Origin of the sequence: Chloroflexus sp. (assembly GCF_034435895.1) — a bacterium.
Lineage (GTDB): Bacteria > Chloroflexota > Chloroflexia > Chloroflexales > Chloroflexaceae > Chloroflexus.
In genome coordinates, this window is record NZ_DAOTWH010000167.1 from 1 (window position 1) to 11,393 (window position 11,393).

Annotated in this window: 8 protein-coding genes; 5 read left to right on the plus strand and 3 right to left on the minus strand. The window is 61.2% G+C overall.

Annotated elements, in window-relative coordinates; all coding sequences use genetic code 11:
- Together U9R81_RS10130 and U9R81_RS10135 are read left to right on the plus strand one after the other, a co-directional pair.
- On the plus strand, positions 1-987 hold a 987-nt coding region (locus U9R81_RS10130), incomplete at its 5' end, for a DUF11 domain-containing protein (protein ID WP_322495344.1).
- 13 nt (positions 988-1,000) lie between these two features.
- Complete coding sequence (locus U9R81_RS10135; RefSeq protein ID WP_322495345.1) at positions 1,001-3,649, plus strand: C25 family cysteine peptidase; 2,649 nt, start codon at positions 1,001-1,003, stop codon at positions 3,647-3,649.
- Positions 3,650-3,659: 10 nt separating this feature from the next.
- Here U9R81_RS10135 and U9R81_RS10140 read toward each other — a convergent pair whose 3' ends face one another.
- Positions 3,660-4,796, minus strand: a complete 1,137-nt coding sequence (locus tag U9R81_RS10140) for an N-acetylmuramoyl-L-alanine amidase (RefSeq protein WP_322495346.1) — start codon at positions 4,794-4,796, stop codon at positions 3,660-3,662.
- A 121-nt stretch (positions 4,797-4,917) separates the two neighbouring features.
- Between U9R81_RS10140 and U9R81_RS10145 the strand changes: the two genes are divergently transcribed.
- The gene (locus U9R81_RS10145) at positions 4,918-5,721 is read left to right on the plus strand and encodes a [LysW]-aminoadipate kinase (RefSeq protein WP_322495347.1); all 804 of its coding nucleotides are present in this window, start codon (positions 4,918-4,920) and stop codon (positions 5,719-5,721) included.
- An 818-nt stretch (positions 5,722-6,539) separates the two neighbouring features.
- On the opposite strand, the gene U9R81_RS10150 is transcribed toward U9R81_RS10145, so the two are convergent.
- On the minus strand, positions 6,540-7,922 hold the full coding sequence (locus tag U9R81_RS10150; protein ID WP_322495348.1) for an LCP family protein: 1,383 nt from the start codon (positions 7,920-7,922) through the stop codon (positions 6,540-6,542).
- 267 nt (positions 7,923-8,189) lie between these two features.
- Here U9R81_RS10150 and U9R81_RS10155 point away from each other — a divergent pair, with 267 nt between their 5' ends.
- Both U9R81_RS10155 and apaG read left to right on the plus strand, forming a co-directional pair.
- Positions 8,190-10,571 carry an alpha/beta hydrolase family protein gene (locus U9R81_RS10155; RefSeq protein WP_322495349.1) on the plus strand — a complete coding sequence of 794 codons (2,382 nt, stop codon included), beginning with the start codon at positions 8,190-8,192 and terminating at the stop codon, positions 10,569-10,571.
- Positions 10,572-10,633: 62 nt separating this feature from the next.
- The gene (apaG, locus tag U9R81_RS10160) at positions 10,634-11,047 is read left to right on the plus strand and encodes a Co2+/Mg2+ efflux protein ApaG (RefSeq protein ID WP_322495350.1); all 414 of its coding nucleotides are present in this window, start codon (positions 10,634-10,636) and stop codon (positions 11,045-11,047) included.
- Here the strand turns inward: apaG and U9R81_RS10165 are convergent, their stop codons facing one another.
- Complete coding sequence (locus tag U9R81_RS10165) at positions 11,048-11,338, minus strand: hypothetical protein (RefSeq protein ID WP_322495351.1); 291 nt, start codon at positions 11,336-11,338, stop codon at positions 11,048-11,050. It lies immediately after the preceding gene.
- Positions 11,339-11,393: the final 55 nt, after the last annotated feature.

Sequence of the window (11,393 nt, forward strand, 5' to 3'; positions counted from 1 at the left end):
ACCACGCCGGGGGGTCCACCAACCAGTACGCCGACGACCACGCCGGGGGGTCCACCAACCAGTACACCGATGATTCCACCGACGGATCCGCCTACTCCGGCTGTGCCGCCCGACTCGCCCGGTGCACGCCCTGATCTAGTGCTGAGTAAGTCGGTTTCGCTTGCCGTGGCGCAAGTTGGTGATCAAGTCGTGTATACATTGACCCTCAGCAATGCTGGTGGCGTGCCTGCGGTTGATGTAACGATCGATGATCCGTTGCCGGCCTTTTTGCGCCTGATTGATGCGAGTGCTTCCAGTGGCGCTGCTCGAATCGCCGGTAATCGCGTGACGGTTGTCGTGCCGGTAGTGGCGCCGGGTGAGGTAGTGACTATTACGATTCGCGCTAAAGTGGTGGCCGAACCGTTGCCGCCGGATAATCGTAATGTGGCGGTGGCGCGCTCGGGTACGACCGAGATTATCACTGACAACAATACCAGTAGCACAACGTTGCTGCCGCCGGTGCCCGATTTGACCCTTGCGAAGTCAGTATCGCCGGCAATGGCGCGTATTGGTGATCAAGTGGTCTATACCCTGACTATCGGGAATATCGGTGGCGCGCCGGCAACCGATGTTACCCTGACCGATACGTTGCCGTCATCATTACGCTTGCTTGGTGTAAAGACGACGGCTGGTAATGCTAGTGCTAGCGGCAATCAGGTAACGGTCACTACGCCATCGCTCGCTCCCGGCGAGACGATTATCGTACAGGTGACAGCCCAAGTGGTTGCACCGCTCGTTGCGCCGAATAATGTGAATACCGCCAGTGTGCGCACGAGCGATCGCGAGATTACCGCTGATAACAATACCAGTAGCGCGACCCTCGGTGTACTGCCATCGTCTTTGCCGCAAACCGCCGGCAACCCGATTCGACCGTTCCTGAGCTTGATTGGGTTGGCGCTGGTTATCATTGGCTTGGGCGCGTTGTTGCAACGGCGCTCGTATCGATAGGAATTGGGATCGAATGCGGCGATTTCTGCTCTGCTTCCTTGCCTTGGCCACTCTGCTTGCCTCGGCTGCGCCGGTGACGCTGGCGCAGCCGGGTGCCGGCTTGCTGTTGCAACCTGTTTCCGGCGGGGTCGAGGTGCGCTGGCAATTGACCAGTGCTCGCGAACCGCAGCGGTTTCTGCTCTACCTAGCTGATGGTGCGCCGGCAGCGCCGGTCATCCGCGCGTTGCGCGATCAGCCATTGGCTGAACCGTTGCCGTCGCCATCACTGCCGGCGCTGGAAGTTGATGGTGAACTTCGCTTGCCATTGCCGGCGTTTGTGCCCGCTCCGCCTTCGGCGCCGCTCCGCTTGGTCGGCGAAGGGTTCCATCGCGGGATTCGTTCGGCGCTCTACGAGATTGCTCCTCAATATCTGTCCAGTGACCAACCGCGCTTGGTCCTGAGTCTCGTGGCTTTTATCGCCGGCGCGTCGCTGACGCCGGTTAGCAGCACTTTTGCTGCTCAGCTCGCCAGCGTGCCTGCGCCTGATCCGCTCGCTGCGCGCGATGCATGGACGGTTGATGTCGCTGCTGAAGGCATCCAGCAGATGAGCGCCGATGCTTTGCGCGCGCTCGGTCTTGATCTGAATGAGGTGCCCCCTGACCGCTTGCGTCTCCAACGGGCCGGTCTGATCTTTCCACTGGAGGCGGTCACGAGTGGCGCAACGGTGACAGCTCTCCGCTTCTACGCCCCTCCCCCCGGTGATCGCTGGTCGGCGACCGACCGCTATTGGCTGACGGTCGAACCAACCGATACCGCGCTCATGGCGACGCGCGCTGCGCAGCCGCAAGCCGGCGATCAGCCGGCTGCCATTCGCGTTGCCGGTGTCTGGCCGTCCGATCCGCCAACCATCTACGAGCCGGCATTGGCCGGTTTCGATGGCGATCGCTTCTTTAGCCGCCAGCTCGATGCGGTGGCTGGTTCACCGGTGAGCACCACCATGACGCTGGCCGCTTCTTTGCCGTTCGCCCCCAGCGGCCCAATGACGGTTACGCTTGAATTAGCGACACTGGTCAAGCATAGTGGCAACCACCGGCTTCACCTTGCGGCTGCTGGCGGTTGGAGTGCCACCATCACGTGGAGCGGTTCAGGCATGCATCGCGCCACCGTAACCTTGCCGGCGCCGGCGAGCGCTATTACCCTCACTCTCGATCCGGTGGCCGGGATCGATCGCGTCTATCTTGATCGCGTCCTCTTTGACGCGCCAGCGCAAGCGACCTTTTCCGCGCCGGGGGCGATCTTTCGGGGCCAAGCCGGTCGTTTCGCCTATCCGTTGGCTGGCGCTGCTGCCGGTGCAGCCGTCTACGACATCACCAATCCGCAGCAGCCGGTGCGCCTGACCTTCAGTGGCTCAGCCTTTGCCGATGACGCGCCGGCGCCGCGCCGCTATCTGGTCACTGGCACCGCTGCGCTCCACACCCCGGCAGTTGCCCGCCATCAGCCGGTTGATGTAGCCACGCCGCGCAATGCTCGCGCTATCTACATTGCACCGCGCGCCTTCTTGCCGGAGCTCGAACCGTTGCTGAACCGCCGGCAAGCGCAGGGGTGGGCGCCGGTTGCGCTGGCAGTGGAAGATGTCTTTGCCGGCTGGAGCGGCGGTGAGCCGGATCCGACCGCGATTCGCCAGTTTTTGCGTTATGCGACGGCCACATGGCTCACTACGCCGGAAGCGGTCATCTTGGTGGGTGATGGCAGTTCCGATCCGCGCAATTATCTTGGTCACGGCTGGCCAAGCCTGATCCCGCCCTATCTAGCCGTGGTCGATCCGTGGTTGGGCGAAACGGCCTGCGAGACCTGTTTTGCCCAACTGAATGGCGAAGATCCATTGACTGAGAGCCTCTTCCAGCCTGATCTGTGGATCGGGCGCTTGCCGGTGAAGACCATAGACGAATTGCGCGCGCTGGTCGCTAAATTGTTTGCGTATGAGCAGAGCAGGGGCGCGTGGCAGCGCCATACGGTCTATCTGGCCGATAACCCTGATCTTGCCGGCGATTTTGCTGCGTTGCTCGATGAAGCAATTGCACTCCAGCCGGCTCAAACCAGCGTCACCCGCGTCTATTACGATCCGGCTGGGCCAGCTGGGCGGGTGGCTGCTGCGGTAGCGGCCCGTGAGCAAGCCTTTGCCGCCTTCAACCAAGGTGCAGGCTTGCTCGTCTATGCCGGGCATGGGTTGCAGTTTCAGTGGGCCTTTACCCAAGTGGAGGTGACCGATCCGTTTCTGCTGAATGTGGATACGGCGACCGATCTGCGCAACGCGCCGGCGCTGCCGATGGTACTGAGTATGACCTGTCTCACCGGCGCGTTCCAGCATCCGTCATTCCGTGGCACGACGATCGATGAAGCGTTGGTGCTCAACCCTGCCGGCGGCGCGATTGCTACGTGGAGTTCGAGCGGGTTTGGCGTGGCTTACGGCCATCGCCAGTTGTTAATCGGTTTCGTCACGGCGCTGTGGGCGGCTGAACCACGGTCGCCGCTTGGCCAGTTTGTCGCTGCCGGTTATGCCAATCTTGCCGCCAGCGGCGAGTCGCGTGAGTCGCTGTACACCTTCTTGTTGTTGGGTGATCCGCTCACGCCAGTCGCTGCCCGCCCCTTGTATCAGGTGAATGTGCCGATCGTGCAGCGGTAACGCGCATCCTTTACGGATTCGTGGCCGGTGGTTCGGCAGGCGGCGGCATGGGGTTGCCATTGGCCGTCGCCGGGCGAGTCTGATCGACTTGTATCCACCCCACGTACCGCGCATCGCCGGCCCGTACCAGTGCCTCATACCAATCACCTTCGCGATTGAAGACAAAGACGCGGCTATCAGCCGGTACGCGCGCCACCAGCCGCGCCGTCTCGGCTGGCCCGGCCCGCACTGCCGTCTCGGCGCTGGTATAGAGGATGGGCCATTCAGGTGGCAACAACGCCGCGCCATCGTTCGGATCGCGCTGGTTGAGGTAGCGCAGAATCCCTTCGGCAATCCCGCGCGCCGCTAGATCGGGCTGGGCCACGATAATCTCGCGGTCAGCAGCGTTGGTCAAGAATCCCGTTTCGACAATGATTGCCGGCGTGGTGCGGGCGATCGCGTGGCTGTGGCGGCGGTAATTAAAGGCGTAATAACCGCGCATATTCACGGTGACGCCGTTCCGATCCTCTGGCAGGCCGGTGATCACGCCGTAGGTTGCGGCAACTGCGTCCATCAACGCGCGGCTCGCCGCCGATGCCCGCCACGGCGTAGCGACCTTCCATCCCCGCTCTCCTTCCACGGATCCATCGGCATGGATCGCCACGAACGCATCGGCGTCATACGCCGGCGGTACGGTGGCCGGCAGCAGATCCACCTCCACCCCCGCCGCGACCAGCAGATCGCGCACCCGCACTGCAATCGCTTCGTTCACCTGCGCTTCCGTGATCCCATTCCAGCGTGCTCCCGTCGAGGTGCGCAAGTGGGCCTGTTCCTCAGGCAATTCGTGCGGGCGCAAGTGCCCAATCTGAATGCCAACCCGCGGCGGTGTGCCGAGCGGGCGCGGCGTTGGGGTTGGCGGCGCGCTTGGGGTCGCGGTTGGCGCTGTCGGCACTGCTTCCGCTATCGTATCACTCACCGGCGGCGGCAGGGCTTGCGCCACTCGCGCCGGTGTCGCCGTTGGCGACGGCGGCTGGGTAGGCGAAGGCAGCGGCAACGGTGTCGCCGTTGGCGCGCTAACGCCCTCTCGTTCCGTCGTTCCTACCGGTGTGGGTACACACGCAGCTAGGATGAAGAAGTGAAGTAGAATAAGGCAAGTTATCAATCGCATACGCGCATCATACCATTTCTGCGGCGATGGTTGTTAGAGAAATTGCTGAGAAATCCGGTACTGCGGTGTATCCGCGCTATGCTTTCTATGCGATGCCTGCGGCAATAAGGAGGAAGCTGCTATGTTAGTGGTGAAGGTGGGGGGCAGCGCCGGTAACGACTACGACGCGCTCTGTGACGATGTGGCGGCCCGCTGGCAAGCTGGCGAGCGGCTGGTGCTCGTTCACGGCGGCTCGGATCAGACCAATCGCTTGGCCGAAGCGCTCGGCCATCCACCCCGGTTTGTTACCTCGCCGGGTGGCCACACCAGCCGTTATACCGACCGGCGCACGCTCGAAATCTTTCTGATGGCAACTGCTGGTCTGATCAACAAACAGTTGGTTGAACGGTTGCAGATGCGCGGGGTGATGGCGTTGGGACTGAGCGGTCTCGATGGCCGGTTGCTGGAAGGCAAACGGAAATCAACCATTAGAGTGATCGAGCAGGGTCGCCAGATGATCTTGCGCGATGATTGGACGGGGACGATCGAGCGCGTGAATACGCCGCTCTTGCGCATGCTGCTCGATGCCGGTTATCTGCCGGTGGTAGCGCCGATTGCCTGTTCCACCGCTGGCGAAGCGGTCAATGTCGATGGCGATCGCGCCGCTGCCGCTACCGCCGCCGCGCTCGGCGCGCAGACGCTGATCCTGCTCTCGAATGTGCCCGGCCTGCTGCGCAACTTCCCTGATGAGGCGTCGCTGATTCCCCACATCCCGCGCACCGATCTCGAGGCCAATATGGATTATGCCGCTGGGCGGATGAAGAAGAAACTGCTCGGCGCACAAGAGGCGTTGGCTGGTGGGGTGCAGCGCGTCATTCTCGCCGATGCCCGGATTCCCGCCTGCATTAGCCATGCGTTGGCCGGCGGCGGCACCCATATCGCCTGAGTCTTACGGAATGCGGCAGTCATACTGCCGCATTCCAAAAAGCCAATTCTCCACTCCCCGCTCCCGCGTCAGTAGCAGCAAGACAAGGGGTACGAGCAACATAGCTCCCTCCCTCAGCGGGAGGGCTGGGGGGGCGGTGCGCCCCGCTCCCCGCCTGTCATTGCGAGCCGCGCTCTGCTCTCGCGTGGCGAAGCAATCCCCCGCGAGCACGGACTGCATCCCCTCAGGTATGGGTTTCACCGAAGCAGGAGATTGCTTCGTGCGCTGCGCGCCCTCGCAATGACAAAGGGTCTCGGCAGGCGCAGTGTAGGAATAAGCCCCTCACCCTCTTGGCCTCGCTCTCACCCCTCGGCGGGAGCAAGGCAAGGGTTACGAGCACCATCGCTCCCTCCCCCAACAGGGGAGGGTTGGAGTGGGGGCATCCTTGCGAATGCCATCCGTGAGCCATGCTACGCGCTGAAGTGGGAGATTGCTTCGCCGCCGCTGGCGGCTCGCAATGACAAGGGGGATCGAGGGATCTGCCGCTACCCTAATCCTCCCCCAGCGGGGTTGCGGGGCGGACAGCAGCGCTATGCGATGCCATAAAGCCCCGTGCTGTGCTCCTCATCACTCCTCCCTCAGCGGGGGAGGGGCAAAGGGTGGGGGTATCAGCCCGCGCCGCGGGCTTCGTAATCCAAGCCCGGCCCTTGAGGGCCGGGTTCCGGACAGATGGTCTGTCCACCTGCTCTCACCTCTCGGCGGGAGTAAGGTCGGGAGTGATGTTCAACGCTCGATCACTTTTGTGTCTTTTCGTGGCTATTCCGAATCATCCCGCGCATCTACTTCCCGTTCACAAACTCTCGCACCAGCGCCGCAATCGCGCCGGGGAGCGGCGTCAGCGCATACGGGTCTCCTTCAATCAACCCCTCGTATACCCCATCTGGCCCTAACGCAAACCGCTCGATCGCGTCGAGATCAACATCGCGCAACGACCATGCCAACCCCAAGATTTCATTGGCGCTCAGATCAGTGCGGATGTGCGGGCGCAGCGCGGTGGTCACGTGCGCGGCCAGCTCGACCTGCCGCACCGGATCGTGTTCGCGAATCCGGCGGGCAATCGCCAACACAATCATCTGCTGGCGTGCTTCGCGGGCGTAGGCACTGTCGGCGTGGCGGGTGCGGCTCAAGATCAACGCCTGTGCGCCGTCAAGCCGCTGCTTCCCCGCTGGGAAGTAGATCGTCGTAATCCCGTAATCCATCGTCGGGTAGGCCGCATCATAGATCGCCTGCTCAAGCTCAACCTCAATCCCGCCGATGGCGTCAACTGCTGCAGTAAAGCCGGTAAAATCAACCCACACGATATGATCAATCGGTAGTCCGAGCAGATTCGTCACCGTGCGCCGGGCGAGTTCAGCCCCGCCGATGGCCGGATTCATCTCGCCGTAGACGGTTGCGCTGTTGATCCGGCCATACTCGTACCCCGGAATCTCGACGATCAGATCGCGCGGCAGCGAGAGCAGCGCCACCCGCCGCGTAGATGGCTCGATCCGCACCAGCATCACCGCGTCGGATCGCGTGGCCCAACTCTCGCCGGGCCGCCGGTCACTGCCCAGCAACAGAATGTGAATCGCATCGCCCTTCGGCAAACGCACGCCAACGGTTGGCATCAGCGTCGGCACTGGCGCGCGGCCATCAATTGCCGGCAAGCGGATGGGTGTTATTGAAGCGGCAATCGCCACTTCCAACGCTACTGGCGTTGGCGAGGAGACAACGGTGATCGTTTCGCTGGTTGTCGCCGGTTGATCTGGCGCTGGTAAGGGTGAGGGGATGGGGGTGGGGAGCGCTTGGGTTGGCAACGGCGTCGCTATGGCTATTAGCGCCGGCGTTGCCGTGATCACTGGCGAGGGCAATTGCATTGCCGCCACGTTCTGGCTAATCGTGATCCCTGCCAACACGACCCTGCCGGTTTGAAAGCCGAGCCAGCCGGCGAGCAAGGCGAGCAGCAGAAAGAGGAGGTGATGGCTCGCCCAGTTGCGTGCGGGGGGCCGTTCCGGTAGCGGCGTCGCCAGCAAGGCTGCTAGCAGGGCCTGATCGCTTCCTGCGGCCAGCTCGCGGCAAGCGGCGCACTGCGCTAAATGATCGTGCAGACGCGCTTGAGTTGTTGACCCCGAACCGGGCCGGATGCCGGCGGCGAGGAGCGCGCGTGCTTCACTACAGGTCATACGAGTGCCATTCGATCACCGGTCATGCATAGATTGAGTATGAGTTGCCACTCTAACTCAGGAGTGAGGCAGTAAAATTGTCGCATCCTATCGTAAGCGGGTTGCTATGCTAACGTTCATCAATCCTGCGCCAGTGACCACAACCGCGAGCAAAGTGACTCTTCCAGCAAAAATATCGCACCTCGTAGTATACCATTTTGCCTAGCCATCTGCTATGATACAAAACGGAGCGATCTTCGCCTTTTTACAATGGTAAGGAGCACTTGTATGCGACGACCCCGTCTGCTTTGGTGGATCGGTGTACTGGTCGCGATGATGAGTCTTGTGGTTCCGGTTGCCGCCGCTCCCATTCGCAACAATATCGTTAATGTCAACCAGTTCGATGATGAGAAGCATCTCCCGCCCAACTTGCTCAGCGACGAAGAGATTGAGCGGATCGATCGCTTGCAGAATGGCGCTTCGTATCCGCTTGCCATCAGCGAGATTAGTCCCGATGACGCCGCCGTATTGATCAGCTCCAATGAAGGAATTGCCTTCCTCGATATCGCCACCGGCGATACGGTGCCGGTCGATGCCACGCTGTTCGATTTCTTCGTCCCGCTGCCCTTCTTGGGTTTCGGCAGCTATAGCTGGCAAGATGAGAGCACGCTCGGCGTGCTGGCAGCCAACTTTTTCGCCACTGGCAACGCAGATGCGCTTGCGGCCCTCTTCATCGATCGGTTTACCGGTTCGATTAGCGTAGCGCCGGTCGGTATCCCCGATGAAAACATTAGCATTGTCTCGGTGGCGCCGAATCTCACCAGTTGGCTGATCCTCCGCGAACAGCCGGAAGCCGAAGATGAGCCAACTGCTGTCGGTGCCAAGCCCTTTACCGTTCGCCACACCCTTGGCTTTCCGGCGCCAATTGCGGCCCGCGCCAACCGGATCGAACTGCCGGCCCGCGTCCAGCGCCGGGTCGATCTCTTCCGCCAGCGCCGGCCCGATCTCCTTGCTCGCTTCCTTTTCCAGCAGGAAGAGGATAGCAGTACGGTGGAAGTGACACGCAAGCCGTATAACCTCTTCCTGTATGATGTGAATACTGGTGCAGAGCGGTATATTACCAGTGTTCCCTACGCTTCGGCCCTGCTTAATGATACGTGGACGAGTGACTCTTCCCAGTTGGCCGTGTCGTTCTTCGGCATACCCGATGCCGAGGGGCGCGGCTATTACGTCGGTTCGCTCATTTCTGAAGAGATCTACCGTGATGTGACCGGCAATCTACCCCCGCGCCAGAATCCGGTTATTCAAAACAACAACACCTATGTGATCGACTTTGCCAGCGGCCAGACGCAGGTGATTCGCCCCGATGCCGCCGCCGGCGCGCCGATCCTCGAAGCGCACGATTGGGCTCCCGGCGGGCAGGCGTTATTGATCAAGGCCCACCATCCGGCTTATCTCAAGGGCCGCACCCATCCGGTCTACTTCCCGCGCTTCTCGTCGCGCACCAGCTTCCGCTTCTACGACCGCGATGGCAACGGCCAGTTCCGTTGGACGAAGACCTTTGCGCATCCGATGCTATCAGGCGCTGATGTTGTCTTCAGCAGCATCGCCGATTTCGTCAGCCCCGACGAGATTATTGTCCGTGGCGTGGTCGGCAGCAATCGCCATCCCTACTATTACAACCGCGTTTCCGGCGAGTTGCGCAATCTGGCTGACCGTGCTGGTTCCTATTTCAACGTGGTTGCCACGAGCAGCAGCACCCGCCAGATCGTCTTTACCTATACCTCGTACACCGCGCCGCCCGATATCTATCGCCTGCGCTGGGACGGCTCCGCGCTCTATCGGTTGACGTGGCAGAACGAAGAATTGCGCGTTGAGGCCAATCTCCGCCAAGACCCGGTGACGTTCACCCTGCGTAACGGGCAGATGCGGGTCGGTACCTTGATCCAAGCGGCTGATGCGCCCTTCCCGCCCAAGAATGTGCGCATGATCGTTTGGCAAGAGGGCGGGCCGAATGTGCCGATGCTCAATCAGTGGGCGGCCAATGTCGAGAATCCCTACGCGCTGCTGCCCTCGTTTGGCTTTGCCCTCTTGATCACGCCGGTCGCCGGTCGCCACGGCTATACGCCCGAAGTCTTTAATTCATTGGTTGACAATTTCAACTTCGGCCAGATCGATATTGATGAGCAGGCCGAAATTGTGCAACAGGCGATCACTCGTGGCTGGACATCGCGGGGCAAGGTGGGGATTACCGGCTGTTCGTATGGCGGGTATTTCGTCGTGCAGAGCATTGTCCGCTACCCCGATCTCTACGCGGCGGCGAACCCGCAGTGCGCGTTTATTGATGTGCTGAACGAATGGAAGCTCGGCAGCGTCATTTTGCCGCCTTACCTCGAAGGCTTGCCGCCGTACAAGGCGCTCAACGAGTATGTCAAAGACTCGCCGAGCTACGGCGCCGATAAGGTCAGAGCCGCCGTGCTAACCTTCCACGGCACCGACGATTTCTTGCCGATTGTGCAGAACGAAAACTTCCATCTGCAATTGGTCAATCGCGGTGTGCCAGCCCGTATGGTGCGCTTCATTCACGAAGGTCACGGCTTAGGCATGACCGAAAATCAGCTCTACGCCGCCCAAGAGCAGATTCAGTGGTTCCGGACGCATTTGAAATAAGGGGGATCATGACTGGTAGGGATGGGGTTCAATCCTATCCCTACCACCATGCTATTGCGACCATGTTTACCCGACGACCTTTCTATTACCGCCTTAGCGAAGGCATGCGTATTAGCGTGCGCCCGCATTACCTGCCGGGCCATTCGTTTCCGCCGTTGCAACGCTTTGTCTTCGCCTACGATGTGCGGATCGAGAACATCAGCCGGCACGCTGCTCAGTTGATGAGCCGGCGTTGGACGATTTACGATTCAATCGGTGAAGAGATGGAAGTGGTGGGTGATGGGGTGGTTGGCTTGCAACCACTGCTCAACCCCGGCGATGTGCATGAGTATCGGAGTTTTTGCTTGCTCAAATCGCCGCGCGGTTGGATGGAGGGCGAGTACTACTTCCGCACGATGGACAATGCCTACTTCACCGCGATCATCCCGCGCTTCGATTTAGTCGCCGACCCCGAATGGATCAGTGACGAGGAGTGACTATCGCAGTTGCATCCGCTCTCGTTCCCGGCGGTAAGTGCGGACAAAGACAATTGCCAGCAGCGGCAACAGCCACGCCCAATTGGGCCGTTCTTCGCGTAACAGCCGCCAAATGGCCCGCATTTGGATCAAGAACGGAAAGCGGGCAAGTTGCACTTCAGCAATGGCTTGCAATTGACGCTGCCACGCCGGTGTGGTGGCCGGCGTCGGTGGTTGGTTCGCCCCCAAGCGTGGGAGCGGTAGCTGCAGCGCGTCGAGCAGGCTAGCACCGGTAGCAGGTGGTTTGTTCATAGGTGTGAATCTTTGCGAGTGGCGGCGGCGGGGCATAGCGCCGCTATGCCCCGCC

Bases quoted from the DNA above. Each gene is read 5' to 3' on its own strand.
- U9R81_RS10135 (WP_322495345.1), top strand. From the start codon at position 1,001: ATGCGGCGATTTCTGCTCTGCTTCCTTGCCTTGGCCACTCTGCTTGCC.
- U9R81_RS10155 (WP_322495349.1), top strand. From the start codon at position 8,190: ATGCGACGACCCCGTCTGCTTTGGTGGATCGGTGTACTGGTCGCGATG.
- U9R81_RS10145 (WP_322495347.1), top strand. From the start codon at position 4,918: ATGTTAGTGGTGAAGGTGGGGGGCAGCGCCGGTAACGACTACGACGCG.
- U9R81_RS10150 (WP_322495348.1), bottom strand. From the start codon at position 7,922: ATGACCTGTAGTGAAGCACGCGCGCTCCTCGCCGCCGGCATCCGGCCC.
- U9R81_RS10165 (WP_322495351.1), bottom strand. From the start codon at position 11,338: ATGAACAAACCACCTGCTACCGGTGCTAGCCTGCTCGACGCGCTGCAG.
- U9R81_RS10140 (WP_322495346.1), bottom strand. From the start codon at position 4,796: ATGCGATTGATAACTTGCCTTATTCTACTTCACTTCTTCATCCTAGCT.
- apaG (WP_322495350.1), top strand. From the start codon at position 10,634: ATGTTTACCCGACGACCTTTCTATTACCGCCTTAGCGAAGGCATGCGT.